The sequence below is a fragment of the Rheinheimera riviphila genome (assembly GCF_004005945.1).
GTDB classification, from domain to species: Bacteria; Pseudomonadota; Gammaproteobacteria; order Enterobacterales; family Alteromonadaceae; genus Pararheinheimera; species Pararheinheimera riviphila.
In genome coordinates this window covers 151,603-172,874 of the sequence record NZ_SACS01000005.1, presented here as the reverse complement: position 1 = coordinate 172,874, position 21,272 = coordinate 151,603, and the positions used below count along the sequence as shown (strand labels likewise).

General features: G+C 49.8%; 17 protein-coding genes. 8 read left to right on the top strand and 9 right to left on the bottom strand.

The genetic code is table 11. The features are described 5' to 3' along the window. Positions 1 to 139: 139 nt before the first annotated feature. The 5 genes from dauA to metB form a co-directional block, all read right to left on the bottom strand. Complete coding sequence (gene dauA / locus EOE67_RS07020; protein WP_127698320.1) at positions 140 to 1,912, bottom strand: C4-dicarboxylic acid transporter DauA; 1,773 nt, start codon at positions 1,910 to 1,912, stop codon at positions 140 to 142. A gap of 108 nt (positions 1,913 to 2,020) precedes the next feature. Further along, complete coding sequence (locus EOE67_RS07015; RefSeq protein WP_127698319.1) at positions 2,021 to 2,626, bottom strand: hypothetical protein; 606 nt, start codon at positions 2,624 to 2,626, stop codon at positions 2,021 to 2,023. Between the two features lie 6 nt (positions 2,627 to 2,632). Continuing rightward, positions 2,633 to 2,815, bottom strand: a complete 183-nt coding sequence (locus EOE67_RS07010) for a hypothetical protein (RefSeq protein ID WP_127698318.1) — start codon at positions 2,813 to 2,815, stop codon at positions 2,633 to 2,635. Positions 2,816 to 3,470: 655 nt separating this feature from the next. Further along, positions 3,471 to 5,915, bottom strand: a complete 2,445-nt coding sequence (metL, locus tag EOE67_RS07005; RefSeq protein ID WP_127698317.1) for a bifunctional aspartate kinase/homoserine dehydrogenase II — start codon at positions 5,913 to 5,915, stop codon at positions 3,471 to 3,473. Positions 5,916 to 5,920: 5 nt separating this feature from the next. Continuing rightward, positions 5,921 to 7,252, bottom strand: coding sequence for a cystathionine gamma-synthase (gene metB / locus EOE67_RS07000; RefSeq protein WP_127698316.1), 1,332 nt, complete (start codon positions 7,250 to 7,252; stop codon positions 5,921 to 5,923). A gap of 184 nt (positions 7,253 to 7,436) precedes the next feature. Here metB and metJ point away from each other — a divergent pair, with 184 nt between their 5' ends. Next, positions 7,437 to 7,772, top strand: a complete 336-nt coding sequence (gene metJ / locus EOE67_RS06995; protein ID WP_008900448.1) for a met regulon transcriptional regulator MetJ — start codon at positions 7,437 to 7,439, stop codon at positions 7,770 to 7,772. Positions 7,773 to 7,920: 148 nt separating this feature from the next. Here the strand turns inward: metJ and EOE67_RS06990 are convergent, their stop codons facing one another. Further along, on the bottom strand, positions 7,921 to 9,162 hold the full coding sequence (locus EOE67_RS06990) for a malic enzyme-like NAD(P)-binding protein (protein ID WP_127698315.1): 1,242 nt from the start codon (positions 9,160 to 9,162) through the stop codon (positions 7,921 to 7,923). Between the two features lie 578 nt (positions 9,163 to 9,740). Beyond that, a complete protein-coding gene (gene rpmE, locus EOE67_RS06985; protein WP_082971527.1) occupies positions 9,741 to 9,953 on the bottom strand; it encodes a 50S ribosomal protein L31 in 213 nt (70 codons plus the stop codon). A gap of 227 nt (positions 9,954 to 10,180) precedes the next feature. On the opposite strand from rpmE, the gene priA reads away from it, so the two are divergent. The 5 genes from priA to EOE67_RS06960 all read left to right on the top strand — a co-directional run bounded on the left by priA (position 10,181) and on the right by EOE67_RS06960 (position 15,433). Continuing rightward, positions 10,181 to 12,370 (top strand): primosomal protein N', encoded by a 2,190-nt coding sequence (gene priA / locus EOE67_RS06980; RefSeq protein WP_127698314.1) that lies wholly within the window; start codon positions 10,181 to 10,183, stop codon positions 12,368 to 12,370. Between the two features lie 120 nt (positions 12,371 to 12,490). Beyond that, positions 12,491 to 13,021, top strand: coding sequence for an SPOR domain-containing protein (locus tag EOE67_RS06975; protein WP_127698313.1), 531 nt, complete (start codon positions 12,491 to 12,493; stop codon positions 13,019 to 13,021). 139 nt (positions 13,022 to 13,160) lie between these two features. After that, positions 13,161 to 13,679 (top strand): ATP-dependent protease subunit HslV, encoded by a 519-nt coding sequence (hslV, locus tag EOE67_RS06970; protein ID WP_127698312.1) that lies wholly within the window; start codon positions 13,161 to 13,163, stop codon positions 13,677 to 13,679. A gap of 11 nt (positions 13,680 to 13,690) precedes the next feature. Further along, the gene (hslU, locus tag EOE67_RS06965; RefSeq protein WP_127698311.1) at positions 13,691 to 15,022 is read left to right on the top strand and encodes an HslU--HslV peptidase ATPase subunit; all 1,332 of its coding nucleotides are present in this window, start codon (positions 13,691 to 13,693) and stop codon (positions 15,020 to 15,022) included. Positions 15,023 to 15,064: 42 nt separating this feature from the next. Next, a complete protein-coding gene (locus tag EOE67_RS06960; RefSeq protein ID WP_420849764.1) occupies positions 15,065 to 15,433 on the top strand; it encodes a gamma-butyrobetaine hydroxylase family protein in 369 nt (122 codons plus the stop codon). 68 nt (positions 15,434 to 15,501) lie between these two features. On the opposite strand, the gene EOE67_RS06955 is transcribed toward EOE67_RS06960, so the two are convergent. Both EOE67_RS06955 and EOE67_RS06950 read right to left on the bottom strand, forming a co-directional pair. Then, a complete protein-coding gene (locus EOE67_RS06955; RefSeq protein ID WP_240652739.1) occupies positions 15,502 to 17,352 on the bottom strand; it encodes a methyl-accepting chemotaxis protein in 1,851 nt (616 codons plus the stop codon). A gap of 126 nt (positions 17,353 to 17,478) precedes the next feature. Beyond that, entirely contained in the window at positions 17,479 to 19,476 is a 1,998-nt protein-coding gene (locus tag EOE67_RS06950) for a putative bifunctional diguanylate cyclase/phosphodiesterase (protein ID WP_127698308.1), read from the bottom strand. A gap of 164 nt (positions 19,477 to 19,640) precedes the next feature. On the opposite strand from EOE67_RS06950, the gene rraA reads away from it, so the two are divergent. Continuing rightward, positions 19,641 to 20,126: a ribonuclease E activity regulator RraA gene (gene rraA, locus EOE67_RS06945; RefSeq protein ID WP_068061438.1), complete on the top strand. Its 486-nt coding sequence runs from the start codon at positions 19,641 to 19,643 to the stop codon at positions 20,124 to 20,126. 36 nt (positions 20,127 to 20,162) lie between these two features. Beyond that, on the top strand, positions 20,163 to 21,257 hold the full coding sequence (locus EOE67_RS06940) for a formimidoylglutamase (RefSeq protein WP_127698307.1): 1,095 nt from the start codon (positions 20,163 to 20,165) through the stop codon (positions 21,255 to 21,257). Positions 21,258 to 21,272: the final 15 nt, after the last annotated feature.

Genomic DNA, 21,272 nt, shown 5'->3' with positions numbered 1-21,272 from the left:
ATGATCCATGCTTCGTTGCTGCTAAGGCTAGCCGAAAACAGTGACTTTTTCGATGACTCTATGCAGAAGTAAAAGTAACAAAGAGTGATTCGTTTGGCTCGCTAATAGCCTTTGCCGCTTGACGAGTCGCAAAGGCTACTTAAAGCCCGGAATCATGTAAGGTATTTTGTTCAGCGTCCTGCCATTGCTGCTCTTTGGTCGGCAGAACTTTCAGCGCTTCGGTCAACGTCGGATAAAACGCCAGCAAGCCTTCCACCGGCCGGATTTTCGCTTTGGCCAAAGTTTTCAGCGGCTGAAATTGCAAATCGGCGAGCAAGATCTGGCAGTTGGCATGATCACAAGCGCTGATAAATTTATCCAAAGCGACTAAGCCACCGGCATCCAGGACTGAAACACCATCCATCACCAGCACTACCGAATGCTGACCTTTGCAAAGTGCTAACAGTTCCGCAAAAACCCGGTCTGCCGCTGCAAAAAACAATGGGCCACTAATGCGAAATACTTTAATCCCATCTGCCAGCTTATCCGGTACCAGCTTTGGGCTGTCAGTGACATCGGAAACCTTGGTCATTTCAGCCACTTCCCGCACAAACAACAAGGCCGCAAAGATAATGCCGCAGGTAATCGCCACCACCATGTCAAACAGCACGGTAAAAGAAAAACATACACTAAACACCCAGATATCACTGCGCGGTGCAGTATTGATGAGATGCAGCGCTTTAGCGGCATCACTCATATTCCACGCCACCATTAACAGCAGCGCTGCCATTGCTGCCATCGGCAAATAAGCCAGCCATTTTGACAATACCAACAGCGCCAGCAATACGACCAAAGCATGGATCATCGCCGCCAACGGCGACTGCGCCCCAGCTTTCACATTGGCGGACGAACGCGCAATCGCAGCCGTTGCGGTAATACCGCCAAAAAACGGCGTCAGCAGATTGCCAATGCCCTGCCCCAGCAATTCACTGTTGGCACTATGGCGGCGGCCAGTCATGCCATCCAGTACCACTGCGCAAAGTAAAGATTCAATAGCGCCTAACATCGCCATCGCAAAGGCCGCAGCTAACAAGTCTTTCACCATCTGCGAACTCCAGATCAGCGCACCACCATCGGCGCCAGCTTGCTGCCAGGGCCAGATAAAACTAGGCAGCATATCGGGAATACCAGCAGCTATCGCACCGTTGAGATCGGTGTACTGAAAACGACTGCCAATGGTTTCAACCGGAAAATTAAACCAGCCGAGCAGCAGTGCCGCGAGCGTACCGGCTAACACCGCAGGTAAATGGGCGGGAATAGCGGTATTGAGTTTCGGCCATTTCAGCATCGTCAACAAAGTGACAGCGGCAACGACCAGACTAGGCCAGTGAGCGGTATCTGCCGCCAGCATCAGCGCATGCAGTTTTTCGATGTAATGCTCGGGCATATTGGCGAGCTGTAAGCCAAATAAGTCTTTGATTTGCAAAGTGGCAATCACCACGGCAATACCTGCAGTGAAACCTAAGGTGACGGCTTCCGGGATGTATTCAATAAAGCGCCCAAGTCGCAAAGTGGCCATCAGCACCAGCAAACCACCTGACAGCATGGTTGCCAGTAACAAACCGCCGAGGCCATATTTTTGCGCCACCGGATATAAAATCACCACAAAAGCGGCGGTCGGGCCGGACACGCTGTATCTGGAACCACCACACAACGGAATGATAAAACCGGCGATAATCGCAGTGTACAAGCCATATTGCGGCGGCACCCCACTGGCAATCGCCAACGCCATCGCCAAAGGAATGGCGATAATGCCCACGCGGATCCCAGCCATCACATCTTTATAGAGTTGCTGCCGGTGATAACCTTCAGCGGCCGTTTCCCGCAGGGCATGGGCAATCCGCAATGAAAACAGATAAGCGCGATGAGACATGCAACTCCCGGAAGACTTTGGATTTCAGATTGTTAGCATAACGTAGAAAGGGCGTGCTTCTGTGGAATTCACCACCGATTCGAGTCGGTTTGCGATGAACGAAGTTGGTTACAGATCAAATCGCTGTTCGATGCGACGTAAAAATTTCCAGTGGCCCGGGGTCAGTAACAACGACCAAATTGCTAAATCAAACAACACTTTAATCGTCAGTTTTACCGAACCACTGATGCTATAAAAAAGCGGCACCTCACCATTAAAGATGTTCTTATCGATGTAATAAAACATCACTTCGCCTGCCATCAAAAACGAAAATAACGACGAAAATGCCAGCACCAGTGATATTAGATACACTTGCGGCACTCGTTTTACCGGTTCATTGATTTTAAATAGTCTGCGAAGTGCTGGGTCGTTATGGTAGTGCACGATACAAAATGCCAATAAGAGGTCAAGCAATGAAGCGGCGGTTAATTGTAATAATTGGACCCGTTCTAACATCGTGCCCAGGGTAAATTCAAGAAGCTGTATGCCAATCACAAACAGTAAGATCGGCAAATTTTCGCGGCGGGATAAACTAAAAAAGCCAACGGTCAGGATGGCAATAGTCGTTGCAAGATAGTTGTATAAGGTATTCCCGAAGTAAAAAATAGCCGCCAAAGACAATGTACAAACTGTCAGGCACAATAAATCTTTAGCGGTATTTTTTGCTCTGTTCACTCTTGCCTATAAGTTTGAACCCAGATCTGTTGGTGGCCAAGGGCGCACAACTTCATTAACACCACCCGCAACCGTAGCTAATAAATCTTTTGATACCAACACTTTAGACTCTAAAGTGTCAATTGTCGCAACAGCGGCTTTGATCTGGTTGACTTGTGTATCGTTCGATTGTGCATTGAATAACTTCATGAGTAAATCCCTAATTTGTAAGTTTATTTGTCTGTTTTTTTATTGTCATCACATCGCGCCCGTTCCTGAGGCAGGGTCAGTAATCCTTACAATGTGATAGAGCAACTATCAGGCCAACAATAAATGCCAATTTCTTGGCCGCCATTTATGCCTGAAAACAACAAATAGCTGGGAGGCTACGCCTGGGATCCGTGGCGCACTTTGTCGAAACACTCAAAGAAATTCTGACTATCCATATGAATTATATGAAAATATAATGGCGTAGATATTTTGGCCGTCATCGGCAGCATCTATTTCAGGCCGACAGCTCTGTACTTTGCGCCGCCCCAAATCTCGTGCTGGCGGCAAGCATCTGCCGATCGAGCGGAAGAAAATGTCGTTGCGGCAATCGGAACGCAGATTGCTGACGATCTTGCGTCAAGACCTTGTATTTCGTGAGATGGACCGCGAGCTGTTCGAACTGCCAAATTTTTGACAGCCGGTGTTTTGGAAGCATATGTTTTGGGAGCATATGCTTTGGAAGCACATGTTTTGGATGCATATGCTTTGAGGCTCATTTTTTGAGAGTCAATCTTTTGAGAGCAAGGCTCGGGGTAAGATCGCAGGTGTACGAAGTCAGAGCCAATGCTAAAGCATTGACTCTGACCTTGAGGTATTACGCGCGCTCGTTGGCCCAGGCAGCAGCTTGTGCTTGTGAATGGCGAGCAGCTTTGGCAGCAGCCATTTGTTGACGGGCTAAAATAGCCAAATCCGCATGAATACCACCAGCCGTCACCAACCGGCCTGCGCCAGGACCTTTGAGCACCAACGGATTGGCCTGATACCAGTCAGACTCAATCACAAACACGTTGTCACAGGCCTGAATTGCAGCCAGCGGATGATCCGGCGCCACACTTAACAGCTGCACATTGGCCTTTGGACCTTCAGCAGTCACGGTTAAAGTCGCAACATAACGCAGCACTTGCCCAGCGGCTTTAGCTGTGGCAAAAGTCGCTGCGACTGCACTGTCCAGCTCATCGCGTTTTAACCAAAACTCGTCCCAGCTGCCCTGCTCCAGACCTTCCGGCAATAAGGGCGTCAATTCGATATCGTTGATATCCAGGGTTAAACCAAGTTCCCGTGCTAACACCAGCAATTTACGCTGCACGTCTTTACCAGATAAATCATCACGTGGATCCGGTTCAGTCAAACCTTCGGCCTGGGCCTTCGTGACAAATTCTGAAAACGGTGCACTACCGTCGTATTTACACAATAACCAGGACAAAGTACCGGAAAAAATACCGCTGATTTGCTGAATATGATCGCCTGAGCTTTGCAGCTCCTGCAAAATCCGTTGTACCGGTAATCCGGCGCCAACTGTGGTATTGGCCAGCCAGCTGACTTGCTGCTCAGCCACTAAAGCACTGATTTGCTGATATTGCGCCAGCGGCAAGGTCACGCCTTGTTTATTGGCGCTAATCAAGTGACAACCGGTTTGCACAAAATCGCCATACCCTTCAGCAAAAGCTTTGCTTGGCGTGATATCCACCAGCACTTTCGGGCTTGGCAGCGCTGCTAAATAATCCAGGAGTTCCTGTTTCTGATAAGCCGGCGCTGTCGCTAACTGCTGTGGCCAGTTTTGTACCGTTAAATCATCACTAAAACAGGCTTGGCGGGAATTAAACACCCCGGCCAGTTTCAGCTCGATTTGCCCGGTAAAAGCTTGTTGTTGCTTGCCAAGTAGCGCCAGAAATTCTGAACCGACATTACCGGTACCGGCCACTACTACGTTCAACCGCACTTGTGATGGCAATAATAATTGATGGAATTCCGTCAGTTCGCGCGCTGACAACGGCGGCTGAAAGAGCCATAACGCCAGTTCAGCATTTTCAAAGCTAAAAGCCGGTTGTTGTCGCTCCAGCCAATGCGCCGCCTGCAGCGATAATTGCTGCTGTTGTTTGGCGGCCGGTTTGACCCAGGCAATCGCCTGATACTGGGCGCTACTCACGCGCGGGTAAATCTGTTGTTGGCCTAAAAAGCTCAGCAGTGCATCGAGATTTTTTTGCTCGACCACCCAGCTTTTGACATCACCCGGCACGGCAAACACCGTGCTTTGCAGCGCAGCCGCCGCTTGTTCAGCCGTTACTTGCTGGCTTTTTGGGAAAGTCACCAGCACCACATCGGCTAAATCGGTCACAAACTGCACTTCAATTGCGGCCTGGCGGCTGACCCGACAACCGGGTTGCTCTGGCTCGTAACTGCTGCGTACCACCAATTCGGCATTAAAATCTGCCAGCGGGCTTAAGGTTTTGGCATGTAATACCGGATTTCCGAGTTGCGCTAAAGTGCGGGCCTGTGCAAACGGCACTTGCCGATAAGCGCGGGCGGACGGCACCTTGCGTGGGTCGGCGCTGTAAATGGCATCAACATCAGTCCAGATATTAATGCTTTGCGCCAGCACCAAACGGCCGACAATGGTCGCCGAGTAGTCGCTGCCATTGCGGCCAAGGGTGATACTTTTACCATCAACAGTGCGGGCAATAAAACCGGTTACCACGTTAAAACCTGGCTGTACTAGTTGCTGCAATAACTCCGCTGATTGCTGCCACTGCACTTGCTGACCATCGAGGCGCAGGAAATCACGGGCATCAATCGCCGTAGCCTGCTGACCACGATCCTGCAGTAAATGACTGAGCAGCAGCGTTGAGAGTTTTTCGCCAATCGCCAACACATCATTGTGCCGACCGGCCTGCGCTGCCACCGGCACATCGGCCAGCCAGCTGTTCAGTTGATTCAGCACCAAAGGCGCTGTCGCCACTGATAAAGTACGGGTCACCAACAAGCGCAATTGCTGTGACAGTGCCTGCCAATGTTGCTCCAGCGCGGTTTGGTCGGCGGCGGCATCCAGCAAGGCTAATAGCGCGTCAGTGGTATCACCTGGTGCTGACACCACGACCCAGGCTGAAGCTTGCGGCTGCGCTAATAAAATATCCGCTACTGCATGAAAACGTTCGGCCGAAGCTAAGCTGCTGCCACCAAATTTATGCACCACCAGCGCAGAGGCCACAGTTGTTGCAGAAAAGGTCGTTGCATTAAAAGCTGTTGAAAATTGTACTGCCATCACACTCACCAAAAAGCGGCTAAAGCCGGGTTTAAACGAAATTCTTGTTGCGACTGCGCGTCCGTAGCAACCTTATTTGACGTGGCCGGAGCGCGAGTTGCTTCCTGAACGAAAGTTGCTGCCGGAGCGACAGCTTCAGGAGCCGTGGACACCGGCTTCACATCATCGGCCAACATCGCCTGCTCAACGGCCGCAAAAGCCTGGGCTAAGTCCGCCAGCAAATCGCGACTATCTTCAATGCCCACCGATAAACGAATAAGCGTTGGCCCCATGCCAGCAGCTTTTTGCGCTGCTGCATCCATCGAGGCGTGGGTCATAGTCCCAGGGTGACAAATAAGACTTTCAATACCGCCCAAAGATTGCGCCAGCGTGAAACATTGCAGTGCATTAAAAAATACCGGCAAATAAGCTTCGTCAGCGGCTAAATCAAAGCTGACCATAGCGCCAAAACCGTTTTGCTGCGCCTTCGCAATGGCATGACCCGGGTGATCTTTCAGCCCCGGATAATAAGTTTTCGCCACCAGTTTTTGCTGCTGTAAAAAATCCACAATCAGCGTGGTGTTTTCCAGATGCGCTCTCATCCGCGGTAATAAAGTGCGGATACCGCGCAGCACCAGATGCGCGTCAAAAGCGCCGCCGGTCAGGCCTAAACAGTTGGCCCACCATTTCAGTTCATCGCCGGTGGCCTGATCTTTGGTGATCAAAGCACCGCCGACGATATCGCTGTGGCCATTCAAATACTTAGTAGTGGAGTGCACCACAATGTCGGCACCAAGCTGCAACGGTTGCTGCAGTACCGGCGATAAAAAGGTGTTGTCGACCACGACCAGCGCCGCCAATGTTTTCGCCAACTCACAGACTGCTTTGATATCAGTAATTTGCAGTAACGGGTTACTTGGCGTTTCCAGCCAGATCATTTTTGGTTTGGCGTTTGCGACCAATTCCGCCCAGTTATCTTGCTGAAAATTCACGATGACCACTTTAAAAGCTTGTTTGCGATTGGCCAGATTGACGAACAACCGATAGCTGCCGCCATAACAATCATGTGGGATCACCAGCGTATCGGCTGGTGTTAATAGTTGCAGCGCCAGCACACAAGCGGACATGCCGGTGCTGGTGACTAAACCTTTGGCGCCGCCTTCTAATTCAGCTAACGCATCACCGAGTAAATCACGGGTTGGGTTATTCGAACGCGAATAATCATATTTGCCGGGCTGCTTAAAAGCCTTCAGTTCGTAAGTCGAAGTTAAATACAAAGGTGGCGTCACCGAACCATAGGCCGGGTCCTGAGCAATGCCAGCGCGGGCAGTAATAGTGGCAGAATGGCGGGTCGACATAATTAACCTCGGGCTTATATAGGCGTTTAGACGTCTAAAAGTATACTTCCGAAAAATAAGAAGTCAAAACATTTAGACGTCTGTAGTGATTATTTCTTGCGCATTGTTTGTGTCCCATCGTATAAAGAAGTAAAATTCCGGCCCAAAATGCGCTACGCAACTAAAAACAAATCAAGGTACAACTATGGCTAAGTGGAATGGTGAATACGTTCATCCGTATGCAGAACATGGCAAAAAATCAGAACAGGTGAAAAAAATCACCGTTTCTATCCCGCTGAATGTATTAAAAGTGCTGACCGATGAAAGAACTCGTCGTCAAGTCAATAACTTACGTCATGCCACCAACAGCGAATTATTATGTGAAGCTTTCCTGCATGCATTTACCGGTCAGCCACTGCCAGCCGATGAAGATTTGCGTAAAGATAACCCGCATCAAATCCCGGTCGAAGTACGTAACATTCTGACCAGCATGGGCAAACCTATTCCAGTGATCCAGGAAGCCGACTCCGACGAGGAGTAAACTGTCGCACTTAAAGTAGTAGATGTTGTATTTAAAGCGTCAGTTCTATTAAAAAAATAATGACAAATCAACAGTACGCAATACCCGCCAATTGGCGGGTTTTTTTATTATCCCTTCATCGTTGAAGATGCGGGTATAACTATAAAAACTACTGCATGTAATTCGCAGGCATTTCAATCCGTGCTACACCCGAAGCTACTGCCGCATCGGCCACTGCTTTGGCGACCCGTGGTAACAAGCGTGGATCCATAGGTTTTGGAATAATGTATTCTTTGCCAAATTCCAGACTGGCAACCTGAGAGGCAATAAGCACTGACTCCGGCACTGGCTCTTTGGCGATGCTACGAATGGCGTGTACCGCAGCCACTTTCATTTCGTCGTTGATCACGCTGGCGCGTACATCTAAAGCACCACGGAAAATAAACGGGAAACACAACACGTTATTCACCTGATTCGGATAATCCGAACGGCCGGTTGCCATGATTAAATCCGAACGTACCGCATGCGCTAATGCAGGTTTGATTTCCGGATCCGGGTTAGAACAGGCAAAAATCACTGGTTTATCAGCCATTAACTTTAAAGCTTCCGGCGGTAATACATCAGGCCCGGACACCCCCACAAACACATCGGCACCATCCAGCGCATCTTCTAAGGTGCGTTTATCGGTATTATTGGCGAATAAGGTTTTGTATTTGTTTAAATCGTCACGACGGGTGTGAATAACGCCTTTGGTATCAAGCATATAAATGTATTCACGTTTGGCGCCACATTTAATCAGCAGCTCCATACAGGCAATAGCGGCAGCACCCGCCCCCATACAAACGATGGTGACTTTACCAATGTCTTTGCCCTGAATTTCCAGAGCATTCAGAAGACCCGCGGCAGTGACAATTGCTGTACCGTGCTGGTCGTCGTGAAATACCGGAATATTGCAGCGTTTAATCAGCTCTTTTTCAATTTCAAAACATTCTGGCGATTTAATATCTTCGAGGTTAATGCCGCCAAAAGTGTCTGCAATATTGGCGACGGTATTAATAAAATCTTCGGTGGTGCGATGGGTGACTTCAATATCAATCGAGTCCAGATTGGCAAAGCGTTTAAATAACAAAGCCTTACCTTCCATCACCGGCTTAGAAGCCATAGGGCCTAAATTGCCCAAACCTAAAATCGCGGTACCGTTGGTAATGACCGCCACCAAATTGCCTTTGGCGGTGTATTTGTAAACATCGTCCGGATTGGCAGCAATTTCGCGCACCGGCTCGGCCACGCCAGGGCTGTACGCCAGCGCTAAGTCTTTGACGGTTTCGGCGGGCTTACTGATCTCAATACTGATTTTGCCTGGCTTAGGTTCGGCATGATACCGCAGTGCTTGTTCTCTGAAATCTGACATGGTAAGAGGTCCTGACGCTGAGCCCTGTGGGCTTTTGTTGTACCCTTCATCCTTGAAGATTCGGGGTGTATTTGCCAATCTTTGCGCTGTAGGGCGAAAAGCCGCTCATTCTAAAGAGCAGAGCGCGCTATGCAAATCAATAACTTGCTGATCGTACCACTGTGTCGAAGCGGCATCACCGCAGCGGCTGGTGGAAGTTTGCGCAGTCCTGTTATAACAAGTTTTCTGCAGCGCGCCAATCCCCTAACACGCCACTCATCAGACCAGATAGTCCGCTAGCTGATAATGATGCAATAAAACTGAATAGCCGGTTAGATATCCAGCCAGCTCAAACAAGAAATTATGCAGCAGGGCATTGCAGGTTGTTTTGGTAAAAGTGATATGAATGAAGTGGTTATCGACCCAACACGGCAGTAAAAATAATGCATATCTACAAAAGCGATTATGCAATGAAAATAATTTTAGCAGATAGCGATAAGTTTCAATTTTGAACCATGACGAGCGGCAGATTTTGTAAAGCCAGAATGCAAAAAAGGCACCCAAGGTGCCTTTTTAACTGTCTTACGACGGAAGCCGGATTATTTGGCGCCCAGTACTGCAAAACGTTTTTTGAAGCGGTCAACACGACCACCTACGTCCAGAACTTTTTGCTTACCAGTGTAGAACGGGTGGCAAGCTGAGCATACGTCCAAGTGGATGTCTTTGCACAGTGCTGAACTAGTTTTGAAAGCATTACCGCAAGTACAGGTTGCAGTGATTTCTTTGTATTCCGGGTGGATACCTGGTTTCATGGCTTACCTCGTTGGGCCGTATCGCAATCTGATCAGTCCTGCTGTCAAACACCATACGTATTTCAGTTAATTTAGGGCGCGAAGTTTAATAGATAAGTTTGGCTTATTCAACAAAAAGATCGCCAAGCCAGTAAAGCGCTGCAACGCCTGAGCCTTGATGGAAATACTCCTGTTCTTTGCAGGATCGAATTTGTACACTGAAGCCAGTTTACTGCCGGAATATACCAGTGCCAATTCTTCGTGTCGCCTTACCAGTGCCTTTGCGCCAACATTTTGATTATCAAATGGAAACTGATGAAAATATCAGCGTCAGCATAGGTTCGCGGGTACTAGTGCCCTTTGGTAAACGACAGTTGGTCGGTGTGGTCTGGCAGATTGACCCGTCGGACAGTTTTACCGATGCAGTGCTGAAACCCATCACCCAATTGCTGGACCCGGTGCCGGTATTAGGCCCGATGCTACGTGATTTACTCAGCTTCGCCGCCGATTATTACCATCATCCGCTCGGGGATGTGCTAACCAGCGCCCTGCCCGCCTTGTTGCGGGAAGGCCGGTTACTCAATAACGAGAAGCAAAAACTGCTGCAATTAACTGCTGAAGGTCAATCTTGTAGCGATATATTGTTTAAACGCTCAGCCAAACAACTCGCGCTCTGGCTACAACTAAAGCAAACGGCATTCACAGAAACAGTTGCTGTCAGCGAATTTAGTCGCGCGACCATGCAACAACTGATCGACAAAGGCATCGCCGAACTCATCAGCCAACCTTTTACGCCTTTTGAATATCTGCCGGAAAAACAAAAACCTTTGCCATTAAACCCGGCACAAGCACTGTCGGTGACCGCTGTGGTGCAGGCGCTTGGGCGTTTTGAACGGTTTTTACTCGAAGGTGTGACCGGCTCTGGCAAAACTGAAGTGTATTTGCAGGCTATTCAGCCAGTGCTGGCCAAAGGCCAACAAGTGTTGGTACTGGTGCCGGAAATCGGCCTGACGCCACAAACCTTGGCCCGTTTTGAAAAACGTTTTGCCGTGCCAATGCTGACCTGGCATTCCAATATGACTGACCATGAACGGTTACGCTGCTGGCAACGCAGCCAAAGCGGCGATGCGGCTATTGTGATCGGCACCCGCTCGGCACTGTTTTTGCCGTTTCGCAATTTAGGCTTGCTGATTATTGATGAAGAGCATGATCAGTCGCTGAAACAACAAGATGGTTTTCGTTACCATGCGCGCGACCTTGCAGTAAAACGCGCCAGTTTAGAGCAGTGCCCGATTTTGCTCGGCTCAGCCACACCCAGTCTCGAGTCTTTGTACAACGTACAGCAACAGAAATTTATCCATCTGCAGCTGCCGGAACGCGCTACCAGTCAGCAAGTACCCAAAATTGAACTGCTTGATTTGAAACAGCAAGTGCTGAAAAACGGCCTGGCTGACGGTACCTTGGCGCAAATTCGGCAGACCTTAAAACGCGGCCAGCAGGTGATGTTGTTTCTCAACCGTCGTGGTTTTGCCCCGGCGCTGATTTGCCATGAATGCGGCTGGCTAACCGAATGCCTGCACTGCAGCGCTTTTACCACCTACCACAAACAAAGCCGCCAGCTGATTTGTCACCACTGCGCCGCCACCAGACCAGTACCACACCAATGTGGCAACTGTGGCAGCACCCAACTGGCGCCGGTTGGCCAGGGCACCGAGCAGTTAGAAGAACAGCTGGGCCGACTGATCCCAGAGTTTCCAATTACCCGCCTGGACCGCGATAGCACAAGGCGCAAAGGCAGTCTGGAAGCGCATCTGGAAACTATTCACAGTGGCACGCCACAACTGATTATCGGCACCCAAATGCTGGCCAAAGGGCACCATTTTCCGGCGGTGAGCTTAGTGGTGGTGGTCGATGTCGACGGCGCTTTATATAGCAGCGATTTTCGCGCATCGGAACAACTGGCGCAGTTGTTGACTCAAGTCTCGGGCAGAGCTGGCCGCGGCGATGTCGCTGGTAAAGTGTTGCTGCAAACGCATTATCCGGGTCACCCGCTCCTGCAGGACGTGATCCAAAACGGTTACCACTCTTTTGCCAGAAGTGCCTTACTCGAGCGCCAGCAAACCCGCTTGCCGCCTTATCAGTATATGGCGATGTTCCGCGCCGAAGCGCTGGATTCTGCCGTCTGTGAGCAGTGGCTGGCGTTACTGCAACAGCACACAGCGCTGCTGGCGCAACAAGCACCGCTGCAATGGCTGGGGCCAGTCAAAGCGCCACTGGAGAAAAAAGCTGGCAAGTTTCGCTGGCAACTACAGCTATTTAGTCCGGATCGCAAAGCCTTGCATCAGTTATTAGCAGCGCTGATGCAGCTCATTCAGAGTTCTGCGCTCAGCCGTAAAGTGAAATGGCAGCTGGATGTGGATCCGCTTGATTTAAGCTGATTGAATTACAAATTCGGTCGCACCTTCGCTGCAATTAGCCCAAGGTTAAGGGTGTCATTTCGGGAAGTTTTCAGTAGAATGCGGTATGACCTGTTAAAAAGTGTGATTTAAAACTCCGTTATGCCGCAGCAAGATTATGTCAAAGCCGCCCGCCCGGCGCCCCGCTCCCGCACCAAAGCCAAGGCACCAGCGCCAATCCCGAAATTATTGATTGCTGCAGTGTCGGTGTTACTGATCATTTTTGGTTATTTCTTGTGGCATATCTCCCATCAGCCAGGTGCTGAAGCTTTAGCAGCACAAGCCAAAGCGGCACAACCAGCGCCGGCAGCAGTGCAAGATGCATTGCCAGACAAACCTTCAAAAGAGCCCTATACCTACATCAAAGAGCTGGAAACCAAAGAAATTCAGGTGACCGCTGACGAATTAGATGCGAAAAAGCCAGCAACTTTGTACTGCGGTGCTTTTAAAGATCTGAGCAGCGCCCAGCAGCTAAAAGCGAAAATTGCTTTTGTCGGGATCACCTCAACCATCAAAGAGTCTTCCGGCAAACACCGGGTTGTCGTTGGGCCTTACACCAGTCGACGCCAGGCGCAGAATGATCGGAATAAGCTCAAACGCAGCAAAGTGGCTGATTGTTGGATGCCTTTGTAAGTCATTCGCTCGCGCAAACTTGAAAATCCTCCCCGGCACCCTTATTTCAGATAGCAGTGTTCCGCATACGCCAACTGGATTGCCAGCCTGGCGTTTTCTGATAGAGCTTTTTGATAAAGCTTTCTGATAAAGAGATGTCATGACTACAATCGTATCTGTCCGCCGCAATGGCCATGTCGCTTTAGGCGGTGATGGTCAGGTCACCCTTGGCAATACCGTGATGAAAGGCAATGCCCGCAAAGTGCGTCGTTTGTATCACGGCAAAGTACTGGCCGGGTTTGCCGGCGGTACCGCTGATGCTTTTACCTTATTTGAACGATTTGAAGCCAAGCTGGAATTACACCAGGGGCATTTGATGCGCGCCGCGGTGGAACTGGCCAAAGACTGGCGCACTGACCGCATGCTTCGAAAACTGGAAGCTTTGCTGGCTGTCGCCGATGCCAATTGTTCGCTGATCATTACCGGTAATGGCGACGTGATCCAGCCGGAGCAGGATTTAATCGCGATTGGCTCTGGTGGCCCTTTTGCCCAGGCGGCAGCAACGGCGCTGTTGCAAAACTCCGAACTCAGTGCGCGCGACATTGTCGAAAAAAGCTTAACCATTGCTGGTGATATCTGCATTTACACCAATCAACAGCACACTATTGAAGATTTATAAGAAGGTCCGTTATGTCTGAAATGACGCCAAGAGAAATCGTCCACGAACTGGACCGCCATATTATCGGGCAGCAAGATGCCAAACGTGCGGTGGCCATTGCGCTGCGTAACCGCTGGCGCCGGATGCAGCTCGATCCGGCCTTACGCCAGGAAGTCACCCCAAAAAATATTCTGATGATTGGCCCGACCGGTGTTGGCAAAACTGAAATTGCCCGCCGTTTAGCAAAACTGGCCCATGCACCTTTTATTAAAGTGGAAGCCACCAAGTTCACAGAAGTGGGTTATGTCGGCAAGGAAGTGGAAAGTATTATCCGCGACTTAACCGACAGCGCGGTGAAAATGGTGCGCGAAACTGAAGTGGCGAAAAACCGTTTTCGCGCGGAAGAAGCCGCTGAAGAACGCATTTTAGACGTGCTGTTGCCACGTGCTAAAAACAGCTGGGGCGAAAGCGAGACTTCCGACACCGACAACCACACCCGGCAGATTTTCCGTAAAAAATTACGCGAAGGTCAGCTTGATGACAAAGAAATCGAACTCGATTTAGCCATGCAGGCGATGGGCGTCGAAATTATGGCGCCGCCGGGCATGGAAGAAATGACCCAGCAGCTGCAAAGCATGTTTCAGAACATGGGCTCGGAAAAGACCAAAAAGCGCAAACTGAAAATCAAAGATGCACTGAAGCAATTGGTGGACGAAGAAGCCGGTAAGCTGGTCAATCCGGAAGAGCTGAAAGCCAAAGCGCTGGAAGCCGTCGAGCAAAATGGCATCGTGTTTATCGATGAAATCGACAAAATCTGTAAACGTGGCGAAACCTCAGGCCCGGACGTGTCGCGCGAAGGCGTACAACGTGACTTACTGCCGCTGATTGAAGGTTGTACCGTGAGTACCAAACACGGCATGGTGAAAACCGACCATATTTTGTTTATTGCATCCGGTGCTTTTCAGATGTCAAAACCATCAGATTTAGTGCCGGAGCTGCAAGGCCGCTTGCCGATCCGCGTCGAACTGCAGGCGCTGACCGCCGCTGATTTTGAACGGATTTTAACCGAGCCAAAAGCATCGTTGACTGAACAAACCCGTGCCTTGCTGGCCACCGAAGGCGTGGTGTTGTCTTTTACCGCCGATGGTATTTCGCGGATTGCCCGCGCCGCCTGGCAAGTGAATGAAAAAACTGAAAATATCGGCGCCCGGCGTTTATATACGGTGATGGAACGGTTACTGGAGCAAGTGTCGTTTGAAGCTTCGGATCACGCTGGTCAACAGGTGGTGGTTGATGCTGACTATGTCGACAGTCATCTGGATGCACTGGTGCAGGATGAAGATCTAAGCCGGTTTATTCTGTGATCCGGCATTCTGCTTAAAAGTACAACTACAAGGATTAAGCTGATGCATCAGGTTACCAAACTGCATTACCACCAAAAATCCAAACTGCTGGATGTGCTGTTTAACGATGACATCAGCGCCAGTTTTAGTGCCGAAATACTCAGGGTGTTGTCGCCATCAGCAGAAGTGCGCGGCCATGGCAAACCGGTGCTGGTCAGCCATAAACGTGATGTTGGCATCAAACAGATTTTGCCGGTGGGTTTATATGCGGTGAAACTGGTGTTTGATGATGGCCACAATACCGGCATTTACAGTTGGCCCTATTTACGCCAGTTGCATGAAAACCGGGAAACCTTATGGCAGGATTATCTGGAGCGGCTGCAAGCGGCTAACAGCAATCGCGAAGCGACTTTGAGTTTTAAGCAGCTTTAAAAAGCTAAAAGCCCCGCAACGTAGCGGGGCTTTTTGTTTCATATGCGTAGCCGGATAAAGGTTTTAGATTAAGCCTTAAACCGATCCACAGTGTGATGTAACCGCGCTGCCTGCGCAGCCACTTCTTCGCTGATTTGCGCATTGTGCTGCGCAATCACTAACGACTCCTGCGAAATATCGCGGATACGCACTACGTTTTTATTTACTTCAGAAGCAACATGGCTTTGCTCTTCAATTGCCGTCGCAATTTGCGTGGTCATATCCATAATAGTGCTGACATCGAGCGTAATCGCTGACAACAATTTACTGGCCATGCCGGCCTGTTCGACACTGCTGGTCCCTTGTTCACGGCAGCTATTCATCGACTGCACTATGGCTTTGGTACGACTTTGTAAGCCGGTAATGATTTGTTCAATCTGCCGCGTTGATTCAGCGGTGCGCTGTGCCAGACTCCGCACTTCGTCGGCCACCACCGCAAAACCCCGGCCTTGTTCACCGGCCCGCGCTGCTTCGATTGCGGCATTCAGGGCCAGTAAGTTGGTTTGTTCGGCGATACCGCGAATCACATCCAGCACCGAGCCGATGGTGGTGCTGTCTTTTTCCAGCTCTCCCATCACCAAAGCGGCTTGTTGTAAGTCATTGGATAAACTACTGATCCTGGCCACCGTTTGCTCAACTTCTTTCATGCCATGAGTGGCATTGCGATTGGTCGCTTCGGCTTTGTTGGCGGTGTTTTCAGTATTATTGGCAATTTCGTCGATGGTGGCACCCATTTCGGTCACCGCCGTCGCCACCATATCACTTTCCATTTGTTGTTGACCCATGCCGCGGCTGGTATCAGCTGTCGATTTTGCAAGTTCAGCCGTAGCCACATCCAGCATTTCCAGCGCCTGATTGACGCTTCTGACTAAATCCTGAAAGTCACTGAGCATATAGTTAAAATCGGTGGCAAGGGCGGTCATTTCATCATTGCCCTGCACGTCCACTCTTTGCCGGAAATCGTTGTCGGCGCGGATCAAACCAATGGTCCGACAAACATTGGCAATGGGCTGCACGATACTGCGACTGGTTAGCATCACCAGGATCAGGACCGACACTAGTACCAGCACAAATAAAGCAAAGGCGATGTTTTGGGTCATTTGTGCCGCACTATCAACCGCTTGTTCAGCGTCTTTTGCCATCCGCTGCATACTTTGCTCAGTTTCATGAATGGCAGCGCGCATTTGCTTCATCACGCCTTGTTCCTGTGTCAGCCCTATCGCCTGCTGCCCTTGCACCAATGCGACAAAAGCCTGCTGATAGGACGTGGCGGCTTGCTGCAACGCACCTTGCTCTAGCATGCCATGAAAGCGGGAGAATTCTTCCTGAGAGGCATCAAGGTATTTTAAGTCGAGCCGCAACATAAAATCTTTTTCGGCGCGGCGCAGTTGCAGCAAACTCACCATCATGGCGTCATTTTGCACCTGCTTAAATTGTTGTTCCAGCTCGTGTGCAGCCTTGCGTAAACCACCATACAGGCCAGATTGCGGATCCAGCCCAACTTGTTGCCACAGGCTGACAGCCTGATCAAACTGCTGCTGATACACTTCGGTTTGCCGGGCGAAATCGTCCAGCGGCGTGGTATCGATATCAGCGTCTTGCAAACCTTGTTTTAAGTGACTGATATGGCTTTGTAATTCTTTAAATACCTGGTGGTACTTTTCCTGGTAGGACAATTCGCGGCGCATCAAAAAGTCTTTTTCGTGGCGTCGCAGGGTAAGGACATCGGTTTGCAGAGCTGCTATATCTAGGCGAAGCGCCGATAAACTGCTTTGTTGACTGCTTTGGTAAATCAGCAGCAACAACATGATCAACATCGCCACCCCAACCGCAATGGCATTAATTAACAGCCGCTGTTTGATGGAAAAATTTCGTAACATAACCAAGCCCAATTAACCGATATGAGCGTTAAGCATAGGAAATAAATAATGAAATGGCGAACAGAGCGCTGTGAAAATACCTTCGATAGTCTGAATTCCCGATCCAGGGAACTCAGTCTAATCCAGCTAATTATTCTTTAGCAGTGCTAAAGCCTGTAATTCCGGCACTGGTCTGGCGATCAGATAACCTTGCACCGCATCACAGGCCATATGCCGCAGCAAGCCCAGCTGATTTTCATCTTCCACCCCTTCGGCCAGAATACGTTTGCCAAGGCCATGCGCCAGCGTAATCATGGTTTTGACAATCATCATATCGGAATCGCTGCTGGCCATATCGGTGATAAAACTGCGGTCAATTTTAATTTTATCAATCGGCATTTTGCGCAAATAACCCAACGACGAATAGCCGGTGCCAAAATCGTCAATCGACACCCGGATCCCCATCTGCTGCAATTCGGTGACAAAGTTGCTGCCTTTTTCCATATCGCCCATCGCGGTATTTTCAGTAATTTCCAGTTCGAGCATGGTGGAAGGCACCTGATATTTCTGCAGCAGCATTTGAATATTCTGTTTCAGGCCATCTTGTTCAAAATGGATCGGTGACATATTCACCGCGACCGGCGTCAGAATATTCTGGCTTTTCCAGCGTCCTAAAGTGGCCACCGCTTTATCCAGAATTGCCAGATCCAACCTTTGACTCAATCCAAGCTGCGCCACTGCCGGTAAAAATTGCCCCGGCATTTGCAGCCCGCGTTGTGGATGTTGCCAGCGCACCAAGGCTTCAAAGGCATCAATCCGCTGTTCCCGCAGATTAAATTGCGGCTGGAAATACAGCACAAACTGATCCTGTTCGATGGCGGTAATCAGCTCTTTTTCCAGTAACAACAGCCGCGCTGATTCTTCTTCCATGCCGCTGTGATACTGCACCCAGCGTTGCTGCTGCCGTTTGGCCTGATGAAAGGCGATATTGGCTTTTTGCAATAAAGTTTCGGCATTGTTGGCGTGTTCCGGGCTCATCGCCACGCCCATGCTGGCCGTCAGCTTCAGCAATGACGATTCAAAACTAAAAGGTTTTTCTATTTGTTGTTCAATATGTTGCAGGCTGAATTGCCGTTGTTTGTCGGTTTGGACATCCGACAGCACCAACGCAAAAATATCACCGCCGGTACGGGCGATAAAAATTGGTTTTAAGATACTGGCTTCAAACCGCCGGGTAACTTCCCGCAAAATACGGTCGCCTTGCTTTAAACCGACCGATTCGTTAATGGTTTTAAAGCGGTCGAGCCCGATCATGATCAATAGCAAAGGCTCTGGATGATGCAACATCAACTGATTCAAATCCTGCAACAAGGCATCCCGGTTCAGTGCACCGGTGAGATGGTCGTGGCTGTCCAGATAACGGGTTTTGGCGGTTAGCTGCATGTTGGCAGTACGCTCATCTTCCTGCAGCCAGATGATCAACCCCAAGCCAAGAATCGTTTGGCAGAACAGTTCCAGATGTTTGCTGACAATCACCACCCGATCAAAGGTTTCACCCGTGCCAAGCCACACCGAGACCAGCGCCACCAGGATAAATTGCGCGCCCCACAGCAGCACGCTGCTCGCAACTAGTTTGGTGACAAAAATTTTATTCTGTAGCGAAAACAACCAGATCCCGGCGACCAATAAAGCGGAGCCGATAAACAACAGCCGTAGGTTAATTTGCAGATAGAGTTTCCACGGATTTTCCTGGCTGTCAAAAGCAAACACTGCCACTGAAAACAACGCAATCAAACCCACCAGCCACAGCAGTTGATTGACGGTTCTTGATGGGATCCGCTCGGTCGTCACCGCCTCCCGCACCCCGACCAGCACCCAGATAGCAAAGGCATAACAACTGAAAATATAACTGAATTCAAAGGCCAGCCGCAGCACGCGCCAATCCTGATTATTGCTGCCAATCGTACTGTAGCCGGTCAGACAAATCACGTACGCAGCAAACACCAAAAAGGCTACTGACCAGGATTTTAAATAATGACGTTGATAAATTCGGTAAAAGTGCCATAACACCAGACTCAACACTAAGGCCAGCCCAGCTTGGATCAGGAACAAAGACAATCGGGCCAGGATGAGTTCTGTAGTCAAGCAACTTTTCCTAAATTAAGAAGGGATGAATGTAAAAATTAACACACTCATCAGATATTTGCACTTTGCCCCGCTAAATTGACCTTCGAAAAACCCAGCTTGAGCTTAACGAGGATAAGTTTATACTGTGCTCTGGATCAATGACTTATCAGGTGGACTGACAGATGCAATACAATACTTCTGAATTATGTGATTTGTATGCAGACATGATCGATGTGGTGGAGCCACTGTTTGCCAATTATGGTGGTCGTCGCTCTTTCGGGGGCAAAATCCATACCGTTAAATGTTTTGAAGACAATGGCCTGGTACGGCAAATGCTGGCTGAGCCGGGCGTTGGTAAAGTGTTGTTGATTGATGGTGGTGGTTCTGCCCGTCGTGCCTTAATCGACGCCGAGCTTGCAACCATGGCGGCCGAGAATGGCTGGGAAGGCATTGTGGTTTACGGCAGTGTGCGTGATGTGGATACGCTGGAAGACTTTGATATTGGTATTCAGGCGGTTAACGCCATTCCGGTTGGCGCTGATGATCAAGGCTTTGGCGAAACGGATGTGCCGGTTTGTTTTGCCGGTGTGACTTTCCTGCCTGACGATCATTTATATGCCGACAGCACCGGCATTATTTTATCTGCCGATGCGCTGGATATTGAATAAACCAACTATTTTAACCAACTGATAACACGCAACTCTATGCATCAGATTCAATCTTATCAGGCCGCCACTTTGGCGGCCTTTCAACAACTGCGCAGCGGCGAAACCAGACTGGGTGAAACCTTGTTCTGGCCTGAGTCTGATAGCGATTTCACCCCTGCCCTGCAACAAGCTAAAACCGCTGGTGTGCGTTTTGTGATCCTCGGCATTCCGGAAGATATCGGCCCCAGAGCCAATCTTGGCAACGGTGGCGCTGATCTTGGTTTTCTGGCTTTTTTAAAACGTTTCCTGAACTTACAAGCCAATCCTTTTGTGGATGGTGCAAAAATCTGGATTGCTGGCGAAATCCACTGCGCTGATTTGCAACAACAAAGTCAGAGTCTGGAGGTAAAAGACCCGGCGCAGCTGACTTTATTACGGGCGCTTTGTGCACAAGTCGACGAGCGTGTAACACCGGTGGTGCAGGCCATTTTCGCCGCCGGGCTATTACCGATTGTGATTGGCGGTGGCCACAACAATGCACTGCCCATTTTACAGGCGCTGGCAAAGCAGACCGGTGCTGCGGTGAACGCTGTTAATCTCGACCCGCATTGTGATTTTCGATTGTTAGAAGGACGCCACAGCGGTAATGGCTTTAGTTACGCCAAGGCGCAGCAGTGGCTGGACCGTTATTTTGTGGTCGGCTTGCACGAGCTGAAAAATTCAGCGGCTGCCTTGGTACAGATGCAGCAGGCAGGAGTTGGATTTTGCAGTTATCAGGATATGTATTTGCGACAACACTACAGTTTTGAACAGTCGCTGCAGTTAGCATGGGATTATTTCGAAGCTGACCAGCCAAACGGTTCAAAACCCAGCATTCCAACACACAACTCTTCAACCCCACTGGGCATTGAGCTTGATACCGACAGTATCAGCATGATGCCGGTTAGTGCTTTTACCAATTGTGGGGTGACTGTCGCAAGCGCTGAGCGTTATGTGTACTATTTTGCCAGCTTGCCACAAAGCCGTTATTTGCATCTGGCCGAAGCGGCGCCGTCGCAACATCCGGCCGGTTTAGCGGCGGGGATGTCGGAAGCTGGTCAGGTATTAACTGCATTGGTATTGGCGTTTATTCAGGCTAAAACTGCGGGTTAGCGATTAAACACTTTG